Origin of the sequence: Nocardioides renjunii (assembly GCF_034661175.1) — a bacterium.
Classification (GTDB): Bacteria; Actinomycetota; Actinomycetes; order Propionibacteriales; family Nocardioidaceae; genus Nocardioides; species Nocardioides renjunii.
In genome coordinates this window covers 4,356,051-4,380,208 of record NZ_CP141058.1, presented here as the reverse complement: position 1 = coordinate 4,380,208, position 24,158 = coordinate 4,356,051, and the positions used below count along the sequence as shown (strand labels likewise).

Genomic DNA, 24,158 nt, shown 5'->3' with positions numbered 1-24,158 from the left:
CCCCGGAGAAGCGCTTCTATCCTCGGGCCTTCCCCGGGCGGCGGGACGGCAACGGCCCCGCGGGTCCGGGACGTGGACCTGCGGGGCCGTGCTGTGGTGGTGCTGGGTCGTGCTGGGGTGGAGCGGTCGGGGACTACTCGCCCCGGATGAACTTCTCGAGCTCGTAGCGACCGACCTCGTCGGCCATCTGCACCGGCGGGGACTTCATCAGGTAGGCCGAGGCCGGGAGGATCGGGCCGCCGATGCCGCGGTCCTTGGCGATCTTCGCGGCGCGGACGGCGTCGATGATGATGCCGGCGGAGTTCGGGGAGTCCCAGACCTCGAGCTTGTACTCGAGGTTGAGGGGGACGTCACCGAACGCGCGACCCTCGAGGCGGACGTAGGCCCACTTGCGGTCGTCGAGCCACGCGACGTAGTCGGACGGGCCGATGTGCACGTTGCGGTCGCTGACCTTGTCGGCGAGCTCGCCCTTGAGGTTGGACGTCACGGCCTGGGTCTTGGAGACCTTCTTGGACTCCAGGCGCTCACGCTCGAGCATGTTCTTGAAGTCCATGTTGCCGCCGACGTTGAGCTGGTAGGTGCGGTCGAGGGCCACGCCGCGGTCCTCGAACAGCTTCGCCATCACGCGGTGGGTGATGGTGGCACCGACCTGGCTCTTGATGTCGTCGCCGACGATCGGGACGCCGGCGTCCTCGAACTTCTTCGCCCACACGGGGTCGGAGGCGATGAAGACGGGCAGCGCGTTGACGAAGGCCACGCCGGCGTCGATCGCGCACTGGGCGTAGAACTTGTCGGCCTCCTCCGAGCCCACCGGCAGGTAGGAGACGAGGACGTCGACGTCGGCGTCCTTGAGCGCCTGGACCACGTCGACCGGCTCCGCGCCGGACTCCTCGATGGTCTGGCGGTAGTACTTGCCGAGGCCGTCGAGGGTCGGGCCACGCTTGACCTCGACGCCGAGAGTCGGCACGTCGGCGATCTTGATGGTGTTGTTCTCGGAGGCGTTGATGGCCTCGGAGAGGTCCTTGCCCACCTTCTTGTCGTCGACGTCGAAGGCGACGACGAACTCGACGTCCTTGACGTGGTAGTCGCCGAAGACGACGTGCATGAGGCCCGGCACGGTCACGGCCGGGTCTGCGTCCCTGTAGTACTCAACGCCCTGGACGAGGGAGGTGGCGCAGTTGCCGACCCCCACGATCCCTACTCGTACCGAACCCATGGGGCTCTCCTCCTCGTTGTGGTCCTCGTGTGCCTGGCTGGTGGTGCGTCTGGTCTTGGTGTCGCTGGTCTGGCTGGTCTGGCTGGTCTGGCGTGTCAGTCGGAGCCGGTCGGCGCTCCGGGTGCGGGTGTCCGGGACTCGTCGCCGCGCTCGGCGCGGATCAGGTCGGACAGCCAGCGGACCTCTCGCTCCACGGACTCGACCCCGTGGCGCTGGAGCTCGGCGGCGTAGCGGTTGACCTCGGCCTGGGTGCGCTCGAGCTCGCCCTGCACGCGGGCGAGGCGCTCCTGCAGCCGCGAGCGGCGGCCTTCCAGGACGCGGAGACGGATCTCCATGTCGGTGGAGGAGAAGAACGCGAACCGGATGTCGAAGTTGTCGTCCTCCCACGCGGTGGGGCCGACCTCGGACATGAGCCGCTGGAAGTGCTCGTTGCCGGCCTCGGTGACCTCGTAGGTGATGCGGGGGCGCCGGCTGGTCGGCGTCGTGGTGGCGGCGACCTCGGTGATGAGGTTGGCACGCAGCATCTTCTTCAGGGCGGGGTACAGGGAGCCGTAGGACAGCACCCGGCCCCAGCCGAGCATGAGGTTGAGCCGCTTGCGCAGCTCGTAGCCGTGCATGGGTCCCTCGTGCAGCAGTCCGAGGACTGCGAGCTCGATGGTGTCCCCGCGGCGTGCCATGTGACCTATCGTACTGATATATCCGCAGGTGACGAATCCGGGTTGGCGGACCGGTCCCCGTACCCTGATCCGGTGAGTGCGAAGAAGCGCAGGGCCGACGGAAAGGCCATGACCCGACGGCCCAGCACCCGGCGTACGCCGCGACAGCGAGCGGCCAGGTTCGCCAAGGTCTTCGCCGTCGTCGGCGTGGTCTGCGCCCTGCTGCTGGGCGGCATCGTGGTGGTGCTCTACCAGGCGATCGACATCCCCGAGGAGAACGCGGCCTTCAAGGCGCAGACGACGTTCGTCTACTACCGCGACGGCAAGCAGCAGCTCGGCACCTACTACGAGGACCAGAACCGCGAGTCGATCCCGCTCGCGGAGATGCCGCAGACGATGCAGGACGCGGTGGTCGCCGCGGAGAACCAGTCCTTCTGGACCGACAAGGGCATCGACCCCAAGGGCATCCTGCGCGCGCTCTTCTCCAACGCCCAGGGCAACGCCCGCCAGGGTGCCTCGACGATCACCCAGCAGTACGTGAAGATCCTCTACCTGACCTCCGAGCAGAGCTACAAGCGCAAGATCAAGGAAGCGATCGTCTCGCTCAAGATCCAGCAGCAGCTCAGCAAGTCCGAGGTCCTCGAGGGCTACCTCAACACCATCTACTTCGGCCGCGGCGCCTACGGCATCCAGGCGGCGTCCAAGGCCTACTTCGACCACCCGGCGAGCCAGCTGAGCCTGCGCGAGTCGGCGGTGCTCGCCACGGTGCTCAACAACCCGACGCAGTACGACCCGGCCAACGGCAAGGAGGCCAAGCAGGACCTCAAGGGTCGCTACGAGTACGTCCTCGACAGCATGGCCGAAATGGGCACCATCACCACCGAGGAGCGCGACCAGGCCGTCAAGCGGCTGCCGAAGTTCCCCAAGGTCGCCACCCAGAGCCAGTTCGGCGGGCAGAAGGGCCACATGCTGGCCCTGGTCAAGCAGGAGATCCTCGACCGCGACATCGCCACCGAGGAGCAGATCGACGGCGGCGGCCTGCGGATCACCACCACCTTCGACCCGCAGGTGATGGCCGACGTCGAGGACGCCGTCCTCGAGCAGCGTCCCGACGCCGGCATGCCCGGGCCGGCCGGTGACAAGGACCTCCACGTCGGTGCCGCCACGGTGGACACCCAGACCGGTGAGCTGCTCGGCTTCTACGGCGGTCAGGACTACCTCGACTCGCAGATCAACTGGGCCGTGTCCGGTGGCATGGCCGGCTCGACGATGAAGGCCGCGACCGACGTGGCGGCCATCCGCGACGGGTTCTCGCTCAACGACACCTTCGAGGGCAACAGCCCGATCGACGTCGCCGGCACGGAGTTCGGCAACCAGGGCGACACCGACTACGGCTCGGCCGTCTCGATGGTCACCGCGACGGAGAACTCCGTCAACACCGCGTTCGTCGACATGGTCGACTCGATGGACGACGGGCCGCAGAAGGTCATCCAGGCCGCCGAGGACCTCGGCATCCCGGGCAACGAGCCCGAGCGCTGGGGCATCCCGCGCAGGTCCATCGACTTCCAGGACAACGTCGGCGTCACGCTCGGGACGGCGCAGGTCAGCCCGATCAACATGGCCAACGCCTACGCCACCCTCGCCAACGGCGGCACCCGCAACGAGGTCCACGTCGTGGAGAAGGTCGTGAGCAAGAGCGGCGAGGTCCTCTACGAGGCGAAGGCCCGCAGCAAGGAGACCGTCGACCCGGACATCGCCGCCGACGTGACGTACGCGCTCCAGCAGGTGGTCGAGTCCGGCTCGGGCACCGAGGCGCTGGCGCTGGCGCGTCCCGCAGCCGCCAAGACCGGCACCGCCACCAACGACGACGACGAGGTGTCGTCGTCGTGGTTCGTCGGCTTCACCCCCCAGGTCTCCACCGCGGTGATGTACGTCCGCGGTCGCGGCCGCGAGGGCCTCGACGTCCCCCGGCCTGACGGCGCCGACCTGTGGCTGCCGACGAGCTCCGACGGCCGCTCCGGCTACTTCGGCGGCAACTACCCCGCCAAGACCTGGACCGCGATCATGCAGCGGGTGATGGAGGGCAAGGAGGTCGAGGACTTCCCCGAGCCGGTCTACGTCGACGGCGACGCCCCGGAGGACGGCCATGAGTACACGCCGCCGCCGCCGCCCCCGTCGACGCCGCAGCCCACGCGGACCCCGACCCCGACCCAGACGCCCACGGTCGAGATCCCGACGGAGGAGCCGACGGAGACGCCGACCGAGACGCCCACGCCGACCGAGACGCCGATCCCGACGGAGACGCCGATCCCGACCGAGACGCCGATCCCGACGGAGACGCCGACGACCCCGGCCCCGACGACGCCGGCGCCCACGACCCCGGTCCCGACGACCCCGACGGCGGCGCCGACCACGCCGGCCGGCCGCTGGCAGGCACGGCTCGCCGCACTCGACGCGCGGCCCTGATCCGGTCGGGGGCACTGGTGGACCACGAGGCACCGACCCGCACGGACCCGGTCGCGACCGCGATGTCCGAGGTGGTGGGTGGGCCGCTCGGCGACCACGCCGGCGGTCACCGCTGGTGGGACGCCTCCCGGACGCTGCTCGGCGCCACGTCCCTCGTGCTGGCCGCGGGCATGCTCAGCAAGGGCGCCTGCGTTCCGTCGGGGTGGGGCCGGCAGGACCAGCCGTTCGCCCAGCTCTGCTGGACCGACCTGGCCGGCACGGCCGCCGCCTCGCGCACGCCGCCGCAGGTGGCCACCTGGCTCGAGCGGCTCGCCGGGACCCTCCCCGGCAGCGGCACGGTCGCGACCACCGCCGCCCTCGCCGTGCTGCTCGCCGCCCTCGCGCTCCTCGGCACGGGCCTCCTGGTGCGGGTCGACCCCCGCCGGCCGTGGGCGGCCGCCGGCTGGGCGCTCGGCCCGGTCCTCCTCGTCCATTGGCTGTCGTGGACGCTGGTGGCCGCGGTCGGCGTCGCCGTGCTGCTGTGGGGATGGACGACCGGGCGCGGCTGGCTGGCCGGCATCGGGGCCGGCATCGGCGCCGCCTTCGCCCTGCCGGTGGCCGTGGCGTTCCTCGGGGTGGTCGCCGTGGGCGGCCGGACCCGCGACCGCGTCGACGCGGTGCTCGCGGCAGCGGCGGCGTACGTCGTGGTCACCCTGCCCGGCCGGGCAACCAGCCAGGGCCCCGACACGGGGTCCGTCTGGTTGCTGCTGCAGCAGGCCGGCCTGGGTGGCTCACCCACCTCGCGCGCCGTGGTGCAGGGCCTCGTCCTGGCCCTCGCCGCGGGCGCCGTGTGGTGGCTGGTGCGGCGGTCCGAGCAGCCGAGCCCCATCACGTCCGCGCGGGCCGGGCTGGTGCTGCTGGCCGCCGCGCTCGTGGTGACGCCGTCGGCGCCCCCGGAGCTCGCCCTGCTGGCACTGCCGCTGGCGGCGATCGCCGTACGCCGCTGGCGCGACCTGCTCGTGTGGCAGGCCCTCCACCTGCTCAGCTGGGTGATCACCGGCTGGTGGCTCGGCCAGGCGCTGGCCCCGACCATCACCGACGACGCCCGCGCCTACTGGCTGGCGATCGTGCTGCGGGTCGCGGGACTCGTCTGGCTGGTGGTCGCGGTGCTCCGCGACGCCGGGTCAGGAGATGACGACGCGGTCGAAGTCGGTCGCGGTGAAGCGGACCCGCACGTCGACCCGCTCGCCGATGTCGGGGACACGCGCGCCTGAGGGCACGAACAGCATCGAGGCCTGCATGTGCGGGGGCTCGGCGAACAGGCGCTGCTTGCCGTCGATCGAGAACGGCGATCGGACGAAGCCGACGGCGTCCATGCCGCCGCGGGCGAGGGTCGCGGCGCGCGCCCGCAGGGACTGGTCGCCGGTCGGCGCCTCGAGGCCGATGCCGTGGGCGGTGCCCCCGCTGACCACCACGATGTGGCCGTGCTTGGGGACGCTGCGTCCGCGGTAGCCGAAGACGTCGCCGCGCTCGACCTCGTGCACGTCGAGCACGGTGGAGGTCACCGAGAGCGCACCGCGGTCGCCGAGCCAGAGGCCCGTGCCGACGCGGGGCCGGACGGTGAAGTCGGGGTAGGTCGTCGCCAGCCGGTCGAGCTCGTCGCTCGTGAGGTGGGAGACGAAGACGGTGCGCGTCGGCAGGCCCGAGGCGACGACGTCGTTGATCAGCCGGGTCACCTCACCGAGGTGGGAGGTGGTGTTGAGCGGCAGGTGCATGGCCACGCCGCGCAGCCGGTGCCGCGCGCCGCCGCCCTGGGCGGTGGCGAGGGTCTCGGCCGCCGCCTCGAGGTCGCGGCGGGTCATGCCGTGGCGGCGCATCGAGGTGAGCTGCTCGAGCACGAAGCGCGCCTCGGGGTCGCGCTCGCGCAGGGCGGCGAGGTCGGCGGGCCGGCTCACGGTGTGCACGACGCGCGAGGCGGTGCGGTCCTGCAGGTCGAGCGCCGCGCCGAAGGGACGCCACGGCGTGAGCACGAGGAGGTCACCGGCGTAGCGGCTGGCGGCCTCCTCGACCTCGTCGTAGGTGCCGACAGCGACGACGTCGAGCGGCGCGCCGGTCTCCTCGGCGTGCTCGGCCAGCCACTGCGCGCGGCGGGCCAGGCGCCCGAGCGAGAGGCCGTAGCCGTTGCCCTTGGCGACCGGCACGATGCCGGGGTGGCGGGTGACCGTCGAGAGGAGGTGCGCGCGCCAGCGCGCGCCGTCCACCGTGAGGACCAGGCTCATCGGCGCGTCACCCCCTGCGCGCCAGGTAGACCTGGAACGCCTTGTAGATCGCGCGGTTGACCGGGAGGTCCCACTCGCCGGCGTGCTCGACCGCCTCGCCGCCGGTGCCGACCTTGAACTGGATCAGGCCCACGTGCGGGTCGTGGGCGTCGAGGGTCTCGGTGATGCCGCGCAGGTCGTAGACGTGCGCACCGGCTGCCAGCGCGTGGCGGATCATCGCCCACTGCACGGCGTTGGAGCCGCGCACCTCGCGCTTCTCGGTGGACGAGGCGCCGTAGGAGTACCACGCGTGCGTGCCGACGCGGATGGCGATGGTGGCCGCCACCAGGTCGCCCTCGTGGCGGGCCAGCCAGACCTGGATCCGGTCCGGGTCCTCGGCGAGGAGGGCGTCGTACATCGTCTCGAAGTAGGACAGCGGTCGCGGCGTGAAGTGGTCGCGCTCGGCGGTGTGGACGTAGAGGTCGTGGAACGCCTTGAGGTCGGCGCGCTCCCCGAGGGCCACCTCGACGCCGCTCTTGTCGGCCTTCTTGATGTTGCGCCGCCACAGCTGGTTCATCCCGGCCAGGACGTCAGCCTCCGTGCGGGGCAGGCCGTCGGCGTCGACCAGGGGGATCTGGAAGTTGAACTGGGGCTGCCCGGCGGAGAAGCCGCCCTCTGCGGACTGCTGCTGCCAGCCGAGCTCGTGCAGCTGGGCGATGACGCGGGCACCGTCCTGCGAGCGCTCGAGGGGAGGTACGTCGCCGAGGCGGCGCACGGACTCGTCGGCGATCCCCGCCTTGACCTGCTCGGCCGACCAGCGGCGCGTCACGACCGGGGGGCCCATCCGCACGGCGAAGGCGCCCTGCGCCTTGAGGTGGGCGACCATCGGCGCCAGCCACGCCTCGAGGTCGTCGCCGGCCCAGTCGATCACCGGGCCCTCGGGCAGGTAGGCGAGGTAGCGCCGCACCTTCGGCAGCTGGCGGTAGAGGACGAGACCTGCGCCGACGAGCGCACCGTCGCGGAACCAGCCGATGGACTCGGCGCGCCACTCGGCCTTCACGCGCGCCCAGCCGGGCGTCTGCAGGAAGCTGGCGGACGACCGGCGAGCGATGAAGTCGCGGTGCTCCTGCGCGGAGACGGGGCGCAGCGTCAGGGAGGTCGTCACCCCGACACGTTACAAGGGACCAGACACGACCCCCGTACGTGTCTGGTCCCCTCGTCAGTACAGACGCCGGACGGCCACGAAGGGTTGCGTCTCCCCGCAACTTTCTCGGACGGGGTGCCTCACGCGGCGAATGCCGCGACCGGCGCTCCCTCGACGTCCACGTCGACGCAGAAGACCGCACCCGCCGCGGGGTCCTCGGCGTCGCCGAGGCCCTGCCTGGACGTGGTGATGTAGAGGTGGGTGTCGCCCGGGCCGCCGAACGCGCAGGAGGACACCTGGGCCGCGTCCACCTCGACGACCGCGGTGAGCGTGCCGTCGAGGGAGTAGCGGTGCACGGCGGAGCCGCCCCACAGGGCGACCCAGAGACCGCCGTCCGCATCCTGCGCCATGCCGTCGGGGTCGCCCCCGGACACGCGCGCCACCGGTGTCCTGCGCCCCAGGGCCCCGGTGCTGCCGTCGTGCTCCAGCACGTCGACCGAGCCCCGTGGGGTGTCCACGTGGTACGCGCGGCGCCCGTCCACGGACCAGACGAGTCCGTTGGGGATCGTGAGGTCGGTCAGGGCCGGCGTGACCGTGCGGTCCGGGTCGAGCCGCCACAGGGTGCCCTGTCCGGGCAGCGCGTCCACGCCCATCGAGCCGCAGTAGAACCGCCCCTGCCGGTCGCACCCTCCGTCATTCATGCGGCGACCCGGCCCGAACAGCGAGGGCGAGGTCCACTCGACCCCGCCCGCGGGGTCGAGCAGGAGGAACCTGTCGTCCGCCGCGACCACGACGCCCCCGTCGACGCGGGGACGCCACGCGCCCACGACGTCGCCCACGTGGAGGCGCGACTCGAGGAGCCCGCCGTCGATGGTGAGGAGGTCGCCAGCGAAGACGTCGACGAGGCGGAGGCGCGAGAGGGCGGGGTCCCAGCCGATGCCCTCCCCGTGGTGGGTGACGACGTCGGTCAGCTGCTCGGCTCGGATGGCTTCCTCCGGAACGTGGACGGTCGAGCGGTGGTGTGGGGGTGCGGCGATCGTAGTCGGCACACCGCTCGAATGGAATCGATTCCACCGGGCGGACGCAGGCGTACGAGCCGTTCGGAGCGGGCCCCTTGACGGCTGGTGTGATGGCCGTCATAGTTTCCCGGCAACAGCGGTGGAATCGATTCCACCACCGGCTCGACCGCGAGGAGCACCAGACCATGCGCCACTCCACCACTCCACGAAAGGCCGCTGTCGGTGTCGCCCTGGCACTCGTCGCCGGCACCATGGCCGCCTGCGGCGGCGACTCCGAGGCGAGCCAGGCCTCGCTCGGCAAGGACGACGTCCTCACCATCACGACGTTCAGCGACTTCGGCTACGACGCGCTGATCGAGCAGTGGAACGCCGACCCCGACCGCCCGTTCTCGGTGAAGATGACCAAGATCGCCGACTGGGACCCGTGGAAGCAGACGATGACGCAGGCCCTGCAGGCCGGCGACGGCCTGACCGACGTGGTCGCGATCGAGGGCGACGCGATGCCGCAGTTCCTCACCGACGGCGCGTCCGAGCAGTTCGCCGACCTCACCGACCCCTCGCTCGACGACCGCTGGGTGGAGTACGCCTACGAGAACGCCCAGACCGCCGACGGCAAGCAGGTCGCCTACCCGACCGACGCGGGCCCCGAGGGCTTCTGCTACCGCGCCGACCTCTTCGAGAAGGCCGGGCTCCCGAGCGACCGCGAGGAGGTCAAGGCGGTCTTCGAGAGCTGGGACAGCTACTTCGCCGCCGGGGAGCAGCTCACCGAGGAGCTGCCCGAGACCAAGTGGTTCGACTCCAGCGGGGCGATCGCCCAGGCCATGCTGAACCAGACGCAGTTCCCCTTCCAGACCGAGGACAACACAGTCGAGGTGAACAACCCCGAGCTCCAGAACGTGTGGGAGACCGTCACCAGCAAGGTCGACACGCTCTCCCCCCGCGTCGTGCAGTGGGAGGACGACTGGGAGGCCGGGTTCGCCAACGACGGCTTCGCCACGATCCCCTGCCCGGGCTGGATGTTCTCCAACGTGAAGTCGGCCGCCCCGGACGTCGAGGGCTGGGACTTCGTCGACGCCTTCCCCGGCGGCGGCGGCAACTGGGGCGGGTCCTACCTCGCCGTGCCGATGCAGTCCGAGCACCAGGAGGAGGCCAAGGAGCTCGCCAACTGGTTGACCGACACCGAGCAGCAGCTCGCCGCCTTCGAGGCGGCCGGCAACTACCCGGCCAACGTCGGGGCGCAGGAGGCGCTCGCCGAGGAGAACATCACCGACCCCTACTTCAACGACGCCCCCACCGCCAAGATCCTCGCCAACCGCGCCGCCGCGGTCGAGCCCGGCCACCCCTACAAGGGTGACAAGTACTCCGACATCCTCGGCCTCTTCCTCACCGCGATCCAGCGCGTCGACGAGGGCATCTCGCCGGACGAGTCATGGGCGACGTTCGAGCAGGCCGTCGAGAGCCTGTCCTGACCGATGACCCCGTCCAGCACGGACGCTCCCGCCGGGGAGGTCCTCCACGACCTCCCCGGCCCGGGGGCACCGTGCCCCACCTCCGAGAAAGGCAGCCCGATGACGACCATCGAGGCCCTCAGGACCGGCGAGCCGGCGCAGCAGACCGGTCCGCCGACGCCGCGGCTGACGTGGCGCCAGAAGCTCTCCCAGTGGGACTTCCGCTTCTCGCCATACCTCTACTTCCTGCCCTTCTTCCTGGCGTTCCTGCTCGTCGGGGTCTACCCGATGGCCTACTCGGGCTATCTCTCCTTCTTCTCCTGGCCTCGCTACGGGGCCGACCACGGTCCGGGCGTCGGCTTCGCCAACTACGCCCACGTGCTCACGGACCCGGTCTTCCACAAGGCCTTCTGGAACACCATCGGCATCTTCCTGCTCTCCTCGGTGCCGCAGGTCCTGATCGCCACGGTCATCGCCGGGATGCTGGACACGCCGCTGCGGGGACGGACCTGGTGGCGGATGAGCGTCCTGCTGCCGTTCGTCGTCGCGCCGGCAGCGACCGCGCTGATCTTCGGCAGCCTCTTCGCCGACAAGTCCGGCCTGGTCAACGAGATCATCCGCGCGGTCGGCCTGCCCGGCGTCAGCTGGCACTCCGACCGGTTCGCGAGCTGGACCGCGATCGCCACGATGGTCAACTACCGCTGGACCGGCTACAACACGCTCATCATCCTGGCCGCGATGCAGGCGGTCCCGCGCCAGCTCTACGAGGCGGCGGCACTCGACGGCGCCAGCCGCGTGCGGCAGTTCCTCCACGTCACGCTGCCGTCGATCCGGCCGACGATGTTCTTCGTCATCGTCACCGCGACCATCGGCGGGATGCAGATCTTCACCGAGCCCCGGCTCTTCGACACGAACCTGCAGTTCCAGGGCGGCGCGAACTACCAGTACCAGACGCTGACGATGTACGTGTTCAACACCTCCAACAGCGGCACCGACCCCTACCCGCGGGCCGCCGCGGCCACGTGGCTGATCGTGCTGCTCATCATCGGCATCGCGCTGCTCCAGTTCCTCGTCACCCGTCACCTGCAGAGGAGGGCCGAGCGGTGAGCCGGCGTCCCGGGTTCCTGGTCTACGGCCTGCTCTCCGCCTTCGTGGTGGGCTCGGCCTTCCCCCTCTACTGGTCGTTCGTCATCGGCTCGGTGACCAAGGAGCGCGCCATCCAGAGCCCGCCGCCGCTCTACCCGGGCGGCCACTTCCTCGACAACGCGCGGCGCGTCTTCGACCAGATCGACTTCTGGGCGGCGCTGGGCAACTCGGTGGTCATCTCCAGCGTCTCGGCGGCGTCGGTGGTGTTCTTCTCCACCCTGGCCGGCTACTCCCTCGCCAAGCTGCGGTTCCGGGGAGCCAACCTGGCCATGGCGTTCGTCGTCGCCACCCTGGCGGTGCCGACCCAGCTCGCGTTCGTGCCGTTGCTCAAGGAGTTCAGCAACCTCGGGCTCGCAGGGACCCGCACCGCGGTGGTCCTGCCCTTCCTGGTCACCGCGTTCGGCGTCTTCTTCATGCGCCAGTACCTCGTCGACGCGATCCCGGACGAGCTGATCGAGGCCGCGAGGATCGACGGCTGCACCCAGCTGCGCACCTTCTGGACCGTGGCCGTGCCCGCGGCCCGCCCGGCGATGGCCATCCTCGCCCTGTTCACCTTCATGCACACCTGGACCGAGTTCATGTGGCCGCTGCTGATCCTGCAGGGCTCCGACGTCCAGACGCTCCAGACCGCGCTCGACCAGCTCAAGATCGCGCCCGCGGGCGGCATCGCCGACATCGCGCTGCTCCAGGCAGGCACCCTGCTCGCGACGATCCCGCTGCTACTTCTGTTCATCGCGACCGGCCGCCAGCTCGTGGCCGGCATCATGCAAGGAGCCGTCAAGGGATGACGACGACACGACTGTTCCCCACCGACTTCCTCTGGGGAGCCGCTGCGGCGTCCTACCAGATCGAGGGCGCCGTGGCCGCCGACGGACGCACGCCGTCCATCTGGGACACCTTCACCCGGGTCCCCGGCGCGATCCTCCACGGCGACACCGGCGACGTCGCGTGCGAGCACTACGACCGGATGCCGCAGGACGTCGCGCTGATGAAGGAGCTCAACCTCGCGTCCTACCGCTTCTCGGTCGCCTGGCCGCGGGTGCGCCCGGACGGCGGTCCGGTCAACACGGCGGGGCTCGACTTCTACAGCAGGCTCACCGACGAGCTGCTGACGGCCGGGATCACGCCCTGGCTGACGCTCTACCACTGGGACCTCCCGCAGGCGCTGGAGGACCGGGGCGGCTGGACCAACCGCGACACCGCGCACCGCTTCCTCGACTACGCGATGGCCGTGCACGACGCGCTCGGCGACCGGGTCGACAGCTGGACGACCCACAACGAGCCCTGGTGCTCCGCCTTCATGGGCTACACCAGCGGTGGCCACGCGCCCGGACGCCGCGAGGGCGTCGCCGGCGTCGTCGCGGCGCACCACCTGCTCCTCGGGCACGGGCTGTTCGTCGAGGAGTTCCGCAGCCGCGGCGGGACCCCCGACAACGGCAAGGCCGTGGGCATCACCCTCAACCCGACGGTGGCGGACCCCTTCGACCCGACCCGCGAGGACGACGTCGATGCGGCCCGGCGCCTCGACGGCTTCCACAACCGTGTCTTCCTCGACCCGCTGTTCCTCGGCAAGTACGCCGACGACCTCTCCCGCGACACCGAGGGCATGCTCTTCGAGGGCAGGCGCTGGGAGGACTTCGTCCTCGACGGCGACCTCGAGCTGATCAGTGCGCCGACCGACTTCCTCGGCGTGAACTTCTACCACGGTGACCTCCCGGCGGCGCTCCCGTACGACGTCGAGCCGGACGAGCTCCTCGGGAGCCGGATCCAGCACTCCTCGCGCCCCCGCGAGTCGCCGTACCCCGGTGGTGGCTTCGTCTTCCCACGGACGGGCCGGCCGACCACCGACCGGGACTGGGAGATCGACCCGGACGCACTCACCCGCCTCCTCGTCCGGCTCGAGGAGACCTACGGCGCCCCGCCCATCTACATCACCGAGAACGGCGCGATGGCCGACGACGTGGTGGTCGACGGTGCCATCCACGACACCGGCCGGCAGCAGTTCATCGAGCAGCACCTTCACGCAGTGCTGGACGCGCTGGACGCGGGCGTCGACGTGCGCGGCTACTTCGTGTGGTCGTTGATGGACAACTTCGAGTGGAGCTATGGCTTCGCCCACCGCTTCGGCATCGTCCACGTCGACTACGACACCCAGGTGCGCACGCCGAAGGACAGCGCGCGGTGGTTCGCGGAGGTGGCCGTGGCGAACGGCCTGCCAGTAGCGTGAGCCAGGTGGTGGTCAAGGCGCACGCGTCCACGCTGGACGAGGTGGCCCGGCTGGCGGGGGTCAGCAAGGCGACGGCGTCGCGTGCGATCAACGGCCGGTCCAAGGTGAGCGCGAAGGCGCAGGCGGCGGTCCTCGACGCCGTCCGCGAGCTCGGCTACACGCCCAACGGTGCCGCCCGCTCCCTCGTCATGCAGCGGACCGGCTCCGTCGCGGTGATCCTGCCCGAGTCGGACGAGCGGGTCTTCTCCGACCCGTTCTTCGCGCGGATGCTGCACGCCGTGGCGCGCGCGCTGCGCGAGCGCGACCTGCAGCTCGTGCTCCTGCTCGCCCAGCCCGGCGACGAGAGCCGGATGCTGCTCTACCTGCGCGGGCGCTACGTCGACGGTGCCATCGTCGCGTCCCACCACCGCGACGACCGTCTCGCCGAGCACCTCTCCGACCTCGGGCTGCCGTGCGTGTTCATCGGCACGCCCTGGCTCGGCGCCGACCGGGTCTCCGTCGTCGACAGCGACAACGCCGGCGCGGCGGCCCAGGCCGTACGCGTCCTGGTGGAGAGCGGCCGGCGCAGGATCGCCGCGATCGCCGGACCGCGCGACATGCGCGCCGGTCACGACCGGCTCGCGGGCTGGCGCCAGGAGCTGGAGGCCGCGGGCCTGGACAGCAGCCGGGTCGCCTACGGCGACTTCACCGAGCACAGCGGGACCACGGCCTGCGCCGAGCTCCTCGACGCCGACGGCGACATCGACGGGATCTTCGCGGCCTCCGACCTCATGGCACTCGGTGCGATGCGCGAGCTGGAGGCCCGCGGCCTCCGTGTCCCGGACGACGTCGCGATCGTCGGCTACGACGACCTCGGCGTCGCCGAACGCACCCAGCCGCCCCTCACCACGCTGCGCAACCCGATCGGCCAGATGGTGACCGAGGCGGTCCGGCTCCTCACCGAGACCATCGACCAGGGTGGACGCGGCGCCCCGCGTCACGTCGTCTTCGTGCCCGAGCTCGTGCGTCGTGACACCGTCTGAGCGCGGCGGCTCCGCGGGAGTCGCGGTCGTCACGGGCGCGTCACGGGGGCTCGGCGCGGCGATCGCCCTGCGGCTCGCGGCCTCCGGTCGGCCCGTCGCGGTCAACTACCTGCGTGGCCGGGAGGGCGCCGACTCCGTCGTCGCACGGATCAGGGACGCCGGCGGCGTCGCGGAGGCGTTCGCGGCCGACGTCGTCGACGAGGACGGGGTGTCCGGCCTCTTCGACCGGGTCGCCAGCACCCTCGGTCCCGTCACCGCGGTCGTCGCCAACGCCACCGGTCCCCAGCCCGAGGTCGGTGTGGACGACCTGTCCTGGCGCTCCCACCTCGACCAGCTGGAGTTCTTCGTCAAGAGCCCCACGCTGCTCGTGCAGGCGGCGCTCGTGAGCATGCGGGCGTCCGGCGACGGGCGGGTGATTCTCATCGGGTCCGACCTCGCGGACCGGGCGGCGCCGCGCATGTCGGCGTACGTCGCGGCCAAGAACGCCCAGGTCGGGCTCGTCAAGGTGTGGGCCAAGGAGCTGGGCCCGGACGGCATCACCGTCAACCTCGTCCAGCCCGGGTGGATCCCGGTCGAGCGCCACGCCGGCATCAGCACGGACGCCTACGCGGCCGAGGTGCCGCTGCGACGGATGGGCACGCCCGACGACGTGGCCGCGATGGTGGCCCACCTGGCCTCGGACGCCGGCGGGTTCATCACCGGTCAGCGCATCACGGTGAACGGCGGGCACGTCATCTAGCCGGCCGACCGTCTGTCCCGTCGGTCACAGGTGGTCAGAGGTGGTCGCGGAGCCAGGCGAAGTCGGCCAGGTGCTCGGCGGCGCCGCCGGGCGTCTCGCAGATGACCGGCGCACCCGCCTCGCGCACCACGCCGGCGAACTCGTCGGCGGGGAGGTGGCCGCTGCCGAAGTTGGCGTGCCGGTCGGCGCCGGAGTCGAAGGCGTCGCGCGAGTCGTTGGCGTGGACCAGGTCGATCCGCCCGGTGATGGCCCGGACCTTCTCGACGGCGTCGCCGAGCTCGATGCCGCCGGCCCAGGCGTGGCAGGTGTCGAGGCAGAACCCGACGCGGTCGGACCCGTCGGCGGCGGAGATGGCGTCCCAGACGCCGGCGATCCGGTCGAGGTGGCGCGCCATGGCGTTGTCGCCGCCGGCGGTGTTCTCGATGAGCAGCGGGACCTTGATGTCGGTCGCGTCGATCGCCTTGCGCCAGTTGTCGAAGCCCACCGCCGGGTCGTCGGTCTTGTTGACGTGGCCGCCGTGGACGATGAGGCCCTGGGCGCCGATCTCCGCCGCGGCGTCCATGTGCTGCTGGAGCAGCTTGCGGCTCGGGATGCGGATCCGGTTGTTGGTCGTGGCGACGTTGACGATGTAGGGCGCGTGGACGTAGAGGTCGACGCCGGCCTCCTCGGCGGCCGCGCGCAGCGCCGCGGGACCGCCCTCGAACCGCACCTCCGGGCCCTTGAAGCCCTGCGGGTCGCCCAGGAAGAACTGCACGAGCGTGGTGTCGCGCGCGCGCGCCTCGGCGACGGGGTCGGTCTGCTCGACGTGGGCGCCGATCGGGAGGGCTGACGGCTGGCTGCTCATGGCGCCCAGCCTAGGAGGAGGCACAGACAGCCGGCGACCACGCCGCACAGCGCGGCGACGCCCAGCCAGGCGGCCCACTCGACCCCTGCCCCCGACCCGCCCGTACGCCGTTGCCGCGGGGCCGGCCCGAGGCGGTCGGGCACCGGTGGCGGGACGGCCGGCGGCAGCGGGAGCCTCCGCAGGAGGCGCAGCGCCGCGTCCGCGGTGGCGATGCGCTGCTCGGGGTCACGGACCAGCAGCCGCTCGACGAGCGGCCGCAGCGGGTGGGACGGGATCTCGCGCTGCCGGGCCGGCGGCAGGCCGGTGACGAGCTCGAGGGCCACCCGCCCGACGGCGTACAGGTCCTGCGTCGGCTCCGGCGGCGCCCCCCGCGCCTGCTCGGGAGCCATGTAGCCGTCGGTGCCGATCGCGCCGGGCACCGTGGTGAAGCGGCGGTCCGCCACCGGGGCGGCGACACCGAAGTCACCGAGGCGCAGGTGCGGACCGGCCTCGCCGGTCGCCTCCAGCAGCAGGTTGGCGGGCTTCACGTCGCGGTGCACCAGCCCGGCCGCGTGCACCGCGGCGAGCCCGGACAGCAGCTGCTCGAGCAGCAGGGCGGCCGTGCCGGCGTCGAGCGGCCCGTGCTCGCGGAGCAGGTCGGCGACCGACCCGCCCGCCACCAGCTCCATCGCCAGCACGACGAGGTCGTCCTCGGCCGCCCAGCCCTGCGGCGCGACGACGTGGGGGTGGCGCACCCGGACGGCCTGCTCCCGCACGAACCGCGCGAGCAGCGCCGAGCTGTGCCGGCCGAGCACCTTGACCGCCACCAGGCAGCCCGTGCGCGCGTCGCGGGCCCGCCACACCGAGCCCATCCCGCCGGTGCCGATCTGGTCGAGCAGGACGTAGCGCCCCGCCACCACGGCGGAGGTCCGGACCGGCGCGACTGCGGGCACCGCTCGACGCTAGTCCTCGCCCGTGGCCGGCGGGCCCGTCCTCCACAGGCGGTGGCCCACGATGGTCTGGACCTCTCGCAACGGTCGTGTTGCCGCCGTGCGTCCGGGTGCGGGACCCTCGCGCGATCGGTCCCGACCACGGGACCCCAGCGGGGGAGCACATCCATGTCCGACACCACACCCGGGGCCGGGCCCACGCCCGAGCCCACGCCCGACCCGACGCCTGACGCGACGCCTGACGCGGCGCCCGCCTCACCGTCGTACGGCGGCGCGCACCAGCCGCACCAGCCGCACGAGCCGCACCCGGCCGGCTCCACGCCGGCCGGCTCCACCCCGGCCGGCTCCGCCCCGGCCGTCGAGACGCTCAAGGGAGCCGACCGGCTCGACCTCGGGATCATCGGCGCCGGGGCGCTCGCGTTCCTCGGCTCGCTGCTGCCCTACTACACCGTCTCCGTCGACGCCTTCGGCAGCAGCGTGAGCGAGTCGGCGACCGCCTGGCACGGCTTCTTCGGCTGGTTCGGCGCGGTGCTGGCCCTCGCCGGCGCCGGGCTGCTCCTCGCCCGCCTCCTCGGTGTCAGCCTCTCGCTGCCGGTCCCCGTGCGCACGCTCGTCCTGGGCCTGTTCGCCGTCGCCGCGCTCTGCACCGTCCTCGCGCTGTTCGTCGTCCCCGGCGGGTCCTGCGACGAGGACGCCTTCGGTGCCTCGGTCTGCGACCTGATCGACCAGGGCCACGGCTTCGGCTACTGGCTCGCGCTCCTCGCCACGCTCGTCGGCACCGCGCTCGCCGCGGTGCGTCGGTCGGCGGACTGACCCTCGTGAGATCCCCGGCGGTCACCGGATATCCGGTGACCGCCGGGGTTACAGGTGGAGATCTCGACCTGCAAGCACGCAACTCGGGTGCAAAGCTCCGCCGGAGGGGGTCCGGCGGGGCCGGCCCGGGGCGGCGTACGACGATTCCGGCGGGGCGCCGCGCCGCTGGTAGTCTTCCCCGGTTGCCTTCGGGCGACCTGCACCACCGTGGCCGCGACCGATGTCGCGGCCGCAACGCACAGTCCTCCTGCCACGGAGAGCCCGTGGCCGCTCTAGCCCAGAGGAGGTGGAGACCGCTATGCGTGCCTATGAAGTGATGGTCATCCTCGACCCGAGTCTCGACGAGCGCACCATCGAGCCGTCGCTCGACAAGTACCTCAACGTAATCCGCAAGGACGGTGGCTCGATCGAGTCGCTCGACGTGTGGGGTCGTCGCCGGATGGCGTACGAGATCCAGAAGAACGCCGAGGGCATCTACGCCGTGATCAACCTGACGGCCGAGCCCGCGACGGTCAAGGAGTTCGACCGCCAGCTCACGCTGAACGAGTCGATCCTGCGCACGAAGGTCATGCGTCCCGACGCCCACTGATGCCCGCAGGGGCGTCTGTGGATAGACCCTTCCCGCTGTCGGTCGCTGCCTGTTTGATGGGCAGCACACCGAGAGCAACCCGGACCAGCAGGACATTCTGAGGAGACCTGACATGGCAGGCGAGACCACCATCACCGTGATCGGCAACCTCGTCGACGACCCGGAGCTGCGGTTCACCCCCTCGGGGGCGCCCGTGGCCAACTTCCGGATCGCGTCGACGCCGCGCACCTTCGACCGCCAGAGCAACGAGTGGAAGGACGGCGACACGCTGTTCCTCTCCTGCGCTGTGTGGCGGCAGGCCGCGGAGAACGTCGCCGAGTCCCTCCAGCGGGGCATGCGCGTGATCGTCCAGGGTCGCCTCAAGTCGCGTCAGTACGAGACCCGCGAGGGCGAGAAGCGCACCGTCTTCGAGATCGACGTTGAGGAGGTGGGCCCGTCGCTGCGTTCCGCATCGGCCAAGGTCACCAAGACGACCCGGTCCGGCGGCGGTGGCGGCTACTCCGGCGGCGGCGGTGGCGGCGGCGGCTACTCGGGCGGTGGCGGCCAGTCCGCTCCGGCCGACGACCCGTGGGCCAGCCCGGCGCCCGCGCAGGGTGGCGGCGGCGGTGGTTGGGGCGGCCAGTCCCAGCCCCAGGGTGGCGGCCAGTCCGCGCCGGCCAACGACCCGTGGGCCACGCCCGGGGTCAGCGGCGGCAACGACGAGCCCCCCTTCTGATCCGGACACTTTCCAGCACCACACCACCATTCCGTCCCTGATTGCCTTCAGGGCCGGGCTCACTGAAAGGGAGCACCACAATGGCCAAGGCAATTCTGCGCAAGCCCAAGAAGAAGGTTTGCCAGTTCTGCAAGGAGAAGGCGACCGGTGTCGACTACAAGGACACCACGCTCCTCCGCAAGTTCATCTCCGACCGTGGCAAGATCCGCGCCCGTCGCGTGACCGGCAACTGCGTCCAGCACCAGCGCGACGTGGCCATCGCCGTCAAGAACGCGCGCGAGCTGGCTCTGCTGCCCTACACGTCCACCGGTCGCTGAGAGGGGCACGGAACATGAAGCTCATCCTGACCCAGGAGGTCGACGGCCTCGGCGCCCCCGGCGACGTGGTCGAGGTCAAGGACGGCTACGGCCGCAACTACCTCGTTCCCCGTGGCCTCGGCATCCGCTGGACCCGCGGCGGCGAGAAGACCATCGAGTCGATCAAGACGGCCCGCGCCTCGCGTGCGGCCCGCGACGAGAGCCACGCCCGCGAGATCAAGACCAAGCTCGAGGCCAACGCGGTCAACGTGAAGGTCCGCGCCGGCGAGGGCGGCCGCCTGTTCGGCGCCGTCACCACCTCGGAGATCGCCGACGCGATCACCGAGATCTCGGGCGAGCCGGTCGACCGCCGCACCATCGTGGTGGTCAACCCGATCAAGTCGCTCGGCGCCCACGAGGTGTCGGTCAAGCTGCACGACGAGGTGTCCGCCACGGTGGCCCTCAACGTCGTGCCTGCCTGACTCGACGCACGCACCACCTGACGCACCGCACCACCCGGCGGCCCGCCCCTCCTCGGAGGTGGCGGGCCGTTCGGCATCTCCGGGCTAGCGACCGACCGACGCGCCGGTGACGATCCAGGCGTCCCCGCGTGCCCGCCAGGACAGCAGCACGCCTCGGGCCCCCATGAAGACGAACGTCATCGCCACCCACACCGCGACCAGCCCGTGGGGCAGGGTGGCAGCCCACAGGGCGGCGGGCGCGTACGCCGCCAGCACCACCATCCCGGCCCACGCGAGGAAGGCGCCGTCGCCGGCGCCGATCAGGACCCCGTCGAGCACGAACACCACACCGGCCAGCGGCTGGCCGAGGGCGGCGACGAGGAGCACCGGCACGAGGAGCTCGCGCACCTCCGGGTCGCTGGTGAACAGGGCGCCGAGGAAGGGCGACGCGACCGCCAGGCCCACGCCGGCCACGACGCCGCTGCCCCAGCCCCACCGGATCATCCGCCGGGTGAGCCGCCGCGTGCCCTCGACGTCACCGCCGCCGAGGGCGCGTCCGGTGAGGGCCTGCGCCGCGATGGCGATCGCGTCGAGGGCGAACGCCAAGAAGGTCCACAGCGTGATCGCGATCTGGTGGGTGGCGACGTTGACGTCGGTGCCCTGCGTGCCCACCCGCGTCACGGCGTACGTCCCCACGAGCAGGCACGCGCGCAGGGCGAGGGTGCGGATGACGAGCGCGACGGCGGCGTGCGCGGCGGCCAGGATCCCGGCCCGGTCGGGCGAGAGCGGCGCGTCGTGTGCGCGAGCCGCGCGCACCACGACCACGACCAGCCACGCGGCCGACAGCACCTGCGCGACCACCGAGCCGATCGCGGAGCCGGCGATGCCGAGCCCGAGGCCGTAGACGAGCAGGACGTTGAGCGCGATGTTGAGGCCGTTGCCGACGACGGCGACGAGCAACGGCGTACGCGTGTCCTGCAGGCCGCGCAGCACGCCCGTGGTCGCCAGCATGACGAGCAGCGGCGTCGTCCCGAGGAAGGCGATGGCCAGGTAGGTCTCGGCGTGCCCGGCGACCTCCGAGCCGGTGTCGAAGGCACCGACGAGGACGGGTGTCAGCGCGATGCCACCGACCGTCGCGACGGTGCCGATGACCACGGCCAGCCACACCCCGTCCACCCCCTGGGCGAGGGCGGCGCGCAGGTCGCCGGCGCCGAGGTGGCGCGCGACGCTGGCGGTGGTGCCGTAGGCGAGGAAGACGCACAGGCCGACGACCGTCTGGAGGACGACGGCCGCGACCCCCAGGCCGGCGAGCTCGGGCGTGCCGAGGTGGCCGACGATCGCCGCGTCCGAGAGCAGGAACATCGGCTCGGCGACCAGGGCGAGGAAGGCCGGCACGGCCAGGCGGAGGATCTCGCGGTCGACGGCCTTCACGCCCGCAGCCTAGGAACCGGGGCTATCGAGGCGGGCCGTGGGTGTACATAGTCCCTTCGGACTACCTGTGAATCACCGTGTGGATGATGCTGCGGGTGGTGGGCGTCACGAGGCCGTGTCGACAAAGCAACAGGCATCATCCAGATGTCGGACAGATGAACGACGCGATCGGGGTGGGGATTTTCGTCCACAGCCTGTGGGCGGCGTTTCCGCAGGTCAGCGCCCAAGTTCGAAGCGGCGTCAGCACTCTCTCCACAGGTCGGTCCACGGCGAGTGCACGTCGTGCCGCGTGTCGTCCACGGGCGGGAGCACATTGTCCACAGAACCTGTGGATAACTCGGTGCCGCTGGCTTCCCATCGTCGCCCGGCAGCACGTACGGTCTCGCGCGGGCAGTGATCCGGGAGCTGGTCTCGCGCGCGACGGGTCCGACGTGATGTCGGAGGTCGTCCCTAGCGTGGAGTGCGGTGGGTCGTGGGCAGTGACAGTGGAGGAGCACCGGTGAGCGTCGCATTCGAGGGGGACACCGACCAGGCATGGGGCGATGGTCCGGCGGCCTACGAGCCGGGGGAGTCGCCGCGCTCCGCCGGGGACCGGACCCCTCCGCAGGACAACGCTGCCGAGCAGAGCGTGCTCGGCTCGATGCTGCTGTCCAAGGACGCGATCGCCGACGTGGTCGACGTCATCAAGGGCGTGGACTACTACCGCCCGGCCCACGAGGTCATCCACGACGCGATCATCGACCTCTACGGCCGCGGCGAGCCCGCCGACCCGATCACGGTGGCGGCGGAGCTGCAGAAGCGCGGCGAGCTCCAGCGCATCGGCGGCGCCCCCTACCTCCACACCCTGTCCGCCAACGTGCCGATCGCCGCCAACGCCGGCTACTACGCCGAGATCGTGCGCGACAAGGCGATCCTGCGCCGCCTGGTCGAGGCCGGCACGCGGATCGCCGCCCTCGGCTATGCCGGCGAGGGCCAGATCGACGACGTGGTCGACCACGCCCAGGCCGAGGTCTACAAGGTCACCGACCGTCGCGCGAGCGTCGACTACGCACCGCTCAGCGACATCATGAGCGGCGTCCTCGACGAGATCGAGGCCATCGGCAACCGCGAGGCCGGCCTCTACGGCGTGCCGACCGGGTTCGCCGACCTCGACGACCTCACCAACGGCCTCCACTCCGGCCAGATGATCATCGTCGCGGCCCGCCCCGCGATGGGGAAGTCGACCCTCGCCCTCGACTTCTGCCGCGCCGCCTCGATCCACAACAACCTGACGAGCTGCTTCTTCAGCCTGGAGATGACGCGCTCGGAGATCATGATGCGGCTGCTCTCCGCCGAGGCGAAGGTGCCGCTCAACCACATCCGCAACGGCACCATGCGCGACGACGACTGGGAGAAGCTCGCCCGCAAGATGGGCCAGGTCTCCGGGGCGCCGATGTTCATCGACGACAGCCCCAACATGACCATGATGGAGATCCGCGCCAAGGCCCGGCGGCTCAAGCAGCGCCACGACCTCAAGCTCATCGTCATCGACTACATGCAGCTGATGAGCTCGGGCAAGAAGGTCGAGTCCCGCCAGCTCGAGGTCTCGGAGTTCTCCCGCAACATCAAGCTCCTCGCCAAGGAGCTCGAGCTGCCCATCATCGCGCTGTCGCAGCTCAACCGTGGTCCCGAGCAGCGCGGCGACAAGCGCCCGATGATGAGCGACCTGCGTGAGTCGGGGTCGCTCGAGCAGGACGCCGACATGGTAATCCTGCTCCACCGCGACGACGTCTACGAGAAGGAGTCGACCCGCCCCGGCGAGGCCGACCTGATCGTGGCCAAGCACCGCAACGGCCCGACCCGCGACCTGACGGTGGCCTTCCAGGGTCACTACTCGCGCTTCGTCGACATGGCCCAGGGCTGAGGCCCGCACCGCCGGGCCCACCGTCACGGCCCGGCGGCGTACGACGTGGGGCGACGACGAATCAGCGCCGCCCGCGTGGGTACGGTGGCACCACGTCCTCGCGGCAATCATGAGTGCCCGTCGGCCAGGTCCGAGCACTCATGATGGCGGGTGCTCGGGCCGTCCCGGGGGCCGAGCCGCCCGACGAGCCGCCCGACGAGGCGCCGGCTGGAGCTCCAGCACGGTCGTGAGGCTGACGCCGTGCTCACCCGCGGTCGCCGCGCCCGTCTCCCGGAAGCCCAGCTTGTCGAGGACCCGACGCGACGCGGTGTTCCAGTCCCAGACGTCCGCCCACAGGCGGGGCAACTCGGCCTGCTCCGCCCACTCGACGACTGCGCGGGCCGCCTCCGTCGCCAGGCCGTGGCCGTGCACCGATCGGAGCAGCTCGAAGGCGAGCTCCGGCTCGTCGGACGGCCGCCCGTCGACCGTGAACAGACCGCAGTAGCCGATCACCTCGGACGTGTCGCGGCGCACGACAGCCAGGACGACCAGGCCCGACCTCGAGGACTCCGCGCGGACCTGCTCCCTGATGTCGTCGATCGTGGGCCGCCCCTCGGTGTCGATCCTCCGCCGAGCAGGCACGCGCGGGTCGCGCTCGGTCCACAGCTGTCGGTAGGTCGCGGCTTCCTCCGGGCGCCGGCGACGCAGGACCAGCCGCGAGGTCTCCAGGCGGCGGAGGGCTGGCGGGTCGGGCACGACTCGAGTGTCGCACCGTGCGGCGGTCAGGAATGTGAACTCTTGATCGGCTCGCGGCACCACAACCGGAGGAGTTCCACGATGTGGAACGTGGTTCGACATGCTGAACCGACGCCGCTAGC

The 24,158-nt window shown here is 71.5% G+C and carries 23 protein-coding genes; 14 read left to right on the top strand and 9 right to left on the bottom strand.

Going from position 1 to position 24,158, the window contains the following annotated elements; genetic code table 11:
- Positions 1–133: 133 nt before the first annotated feature.
- Together SHK17_RS21030 and SHK17_RS21025 are read right to left on the bottom strand one after the other, a co-directional pair.
- A complete protein-coding gene (locus SHK17_RS21030; RefSeq protein ID WP_172268253.1) occupies positions 134–1,216 on the bottom strand; it encodes an inositol-3-phosphate synthase in 1,083 nt (360 codons plus the stop codon).
- A gap of 95 nt (positions 1,217–1,311) precedes the next feature.
- Complete coding sequence (locus SHK17_RS21025; RefSeq protein WP_172268250.1) at positions 1,312–1,893, bottom strand: PadR family transcriptional regulator; 582 nt, start codon at positions 1,891–1,893, stop codon at positions 1,312–1,314.
- A 72-nt stretch (positions 1,894–1,965) separates the two neighbouring features.
- Here SHK17_RS21025 and SHK17_RS21020 point away from each other — a divergent pair, with 72 nt between their 5' ends.
- Both SHK17_RS21020 and SHK17_RS21015 read left to right on the top strand, forming a co-directional pair.
- Positions 1,966–4,338, top strand: a complete 2,373-nt coding sequence (locus tag SHK17_RS21020) for a transglycosylase domain-containing protein (protein WP_322423652.1) — start codon at positions 1,966–1,968, stop codon at positions 4,336–4,338.
- Positions 4,339–4,355: 17 nt separating this feature from the next.
- Positions 4,356–5,591, top strand: coding sequence for a hypothetical protein (locus SHK17_RS21015; protein ID WP_322423651.1), 1,236 nt, complete (start codon positions 4,356–4,358; stop codon positions 5,589–5,591).
- Here the strand turns inward: SHK17_RS21015 and SHK17_RS21010 are convergent.
- The 3 genes from SHK17_RS21010 to SHK17_RS21000 all read right to left on the bottom strand — a co-directional run bounded on the left by SHK17_RS21010 (position 5,502) and on the right by SHK17_RS21000 (position 8,768).
- Entirely contained in the window at positions 5,502–6,596 is a 1,095-nt protein-coding gene (locus SHK17_RS21010) for an alanine racemase (RefSeq protein ID WP_322423650.1), read from the bottom strand. The two genes, SHK17_RS21015 and SHK17_RS21010, sit on opposite strands and share 90 nt — an antisense overlap.
- A 7-nt stretch (positions 6,597–6,603) precedes the next feature.
- A complete protein-coding gene (locus SHK17_RS21005; protein WP_322423649.1) occupies positions 6,604–7,740 on the bottom strand; it encodes a lipid II:glycine glycyltransferase FemX in 1,137 nt (378 codons plus the stop codon).
- Positions 7,741–7,859: 119 nt separating this feature from the next.
- Entirely contained in the window at positions 7,860–8,768 is a 909-nt protein-coding gene (locus tag SHK17_RS21000; protein WP_322423648.1) for an SMP-30/gluconolactonase/LRE family protein, read from the bottom strand.
- A 155-nt stretch (positions 8,769–8,923) separates the two neighbouring features.
- Here SHK17_RS21000 and SHK17_RS20995 point away from each other — a divergent pair, with 155 nt between their 5' ends.
- The 6 genes from SHK17_RS20995 (at position 8,924) to SHK17_RS20970 (ending at position 15,320) form a co-directional block, all read left to right on the top strand.
- Complete coding sequence (locus tag SHK17_RS20995) at positions 8,924–10,207, top strand: ABC transporter substrate-binding protein (RefSeq protein ID WP_322423647.1); 1,284 nt, start codon at positions 8,924–8,926, stop codon at positions 10,205–10,207.
- A 99-nt stretch (positions 10,208–10,306) separates the two neighbouring features.
- On the top strand, positions 10,307–11,293 hold the full coding sequence (locus tag SHK17_RS20990) for a carbohydrate ABC transporter permease (protein WP_172268238.1): 987 nt from the start codon (positions 10,307–10,309) through the stop codon (positions 11,291–11,293).
- Positions 11,290–12,120 (top strand): ABC transporter permease subunit, encoded by an 831-nt coding sequence (locus SHK17_RS20985; RefSeq protein ID WP_172268235.1) that lies wholly within the window; start codon positions 11,290–11,292, stop codon positions 12,118–12,120. Before SHK17_RS20990 ends, SHK17_RS20985 begins: the two co-directional genes overlap by 4 nt.
- Positions 12,117–13,559, top strand: coding sequence for a GH1 family beta-glucosidase (locus tag SHK17_RS20980; protein WP_322920618.1), 1,443 nt, complete (start codon positions 12,117–12,119; stop codon positions 13,557–13,559). The genes SHK17_RS20985 and SHK17_RS20980 overlap by 4 nt, the downstream gene beginning before the upstream one ends.
- A gap of 5 nt (positions 13,560–13,564) precedes the next feature.
- Positions 13,565–14,581 (top strand): LacI family DNA-binding transcriptional regulator, encoded by a 1,017-nt coding sequence (locus SHK17_RS20975; RefSeq protein WP_322423645.1) that lies wholly within the window; start codon positions 13,565–13,567, stop codon positions 14,579–14,581.
- Positions 14,568–15,320 carry an SDR family oxidoreductase gene (locus SHK17_RS20970; protein ID WP_322920617.1) on the top strand — a complete coding sequence of 251 codons (753 nt, stop codon included), beginning with the start codon at positions 14,568–14,570 and terminating at the stop codon, positions 15,318–15,320. Before SHK17_RS20975 ends, SHK17_RS20970 begins: the two co-directional genes overlap by 14 nt.
- 34 nt (positions 15,321–15,354) lie before the next feature.
- Here the strand turns inward: SHK17_RS20970 and SHK17_RS20965 are convergent, their stop codons facing one another.
- Together SHK17_RS20965 and SHK17_RS20960 are read right to left on the bottom strand one after the other, a co-directional pair.
- Positions 15,355–16,164 (bottom strand): deoxyribonuclease IV, encoded by an 810-nt coding sequence (locus SHK17_RS20965; protein WP_322920616.1) that lies wholly within the window; start codon positions 16,162–16,164, stop codon positions 15,355–15,357.
- Positions 16,161–17,096, bottom strand: a complete 936-nt coding sequence (locus SHK17_RS20960; protein ID WP_322920615.1) for a serine/threonine-protein kinase — start codon at positions 17,094–17,096, stop codon at positions 16,161–16,163. The genes SHK17_RS20965 and SHK17_RS20960 overlap by 4 nt, the downstream gene beginning before the upstream one ends.
- Before the next feature lie 165 nt (positions 17,097–17,261).
- Between SHK17_RS20960 and SHK17_RS20955 the strand changes: the two genes are divergently transcribed.
- The 5 genes from SHK17_RS20955 (at position 17,262) to rplI (ending at position 19,988) form a co-directional block, all read left to right on the top strand.
- Positions 17,262–17,906 (top strand): hypothetical protein, encoded by a 645-nt coding sequence (locus SHK17_RS20955; protein ID WP_322920614.1) that lies wholly within the window; start codon positions 17,262–17,264, stop codon positions 17,904–17,906.
- A 298-nt stretch (positions 17,907–18,204) separates the two neighbouring features.
- Entirely contained in the window at positions 18,205–18,495 is a 291-nt protein-coding gene (gene rpsF / locus SHK17_RS20950; RefSeq protein WP_172268216.1) for a 30S ribosomal protein S6, read from the top strand.
- A gap of 112 nt (positions 18,496–18,607) precedes the next feature.
- On the top strand, positions 18,608–19,210 hold the full coding sequence (locus tag SHK17_RS20945) for a single-stranded DNA-binding protein (RefSeq protein ID WP_322423640.1): 603 nt from the start codon (positions 18,608–18,610) through the stop codon (positions 19,208–19,210).
- Positions 19,211–19,290: 80 nt separating this feature from the next.
- On the top strand, positions 19,291–19,527 hold the full coding sequence (gene rpsR / locus SHK17_RS20940) for a 30S ribosomal protein S18 (RefSeq protein WP_056603689.1): 237 nt from the start codon (positions 19,291–19,293) through the stop codon (positions 19,525–19,527).
- 14 nt (positions 19,528–19,541) lie between these two features.
- Positions 19,542–19,988, top strand: a complete 447-nt coding sequence (rplI, locus tag SHK17_RS20935; protein WP_322423639.1) for a 50S ribosomal protein L9 — start codon at positions 19,542–19,544, stop codon at positions 19,986–19,988.
- An 84-nt stretch (positions 19,989–20,072) separates the two neighbouring features.
- Here rplI and SHK17_RS20930 read toward each other — a convergent pair whose 3' ends face one another.
- Complete coding sequence (locus SHK17_RS20930) at positions 20,073–21,398, bottom strand: MATE family efflux transporter (RefSeq protein ID WP_322920613.1); 1,326 nt, start codon at positions 21,396–21,398, stop codon at positions 20,073–20,075.
- 499 nt (positions 21,399–21,897) lie between these two features.
- On the opposite strand from SHK17_RS20930, the gene dnaB reads away from it, so the two are divergent.
- Positions 21,898–23,301 carry a replicative DNA helicase gene (dnaB, locus tag SHK17_RS20925; RefSeq protein ID WP_322423637.1) on the top strand — a complete coding sequence of 468 codons (1,404 nt, stop codon included), beginning with the start codon at positions 21,898–21,900 and terminating at the stop codon, positions 23,299–23,301.
- Positions 23,302–23,439: 138 nt separating this feature from the next.
- Here dnaB and SHK17_RS20920 read toward each other — a convergent pair whose 3' ends face one another.
- Positions 23,440–24,036: a GNAT family N-acetyltransferase gene (locus SHK17_RS20920; protein ID WP_322920612.1), complete on the bottom strand. Its 597-nt coding sequence runs from the start codon at positions 24,034–24,036 to the stop codon at positions 23,440–23,442.
- Positions 24,037–24,158 lie beyond the last annotated feature (122 nt).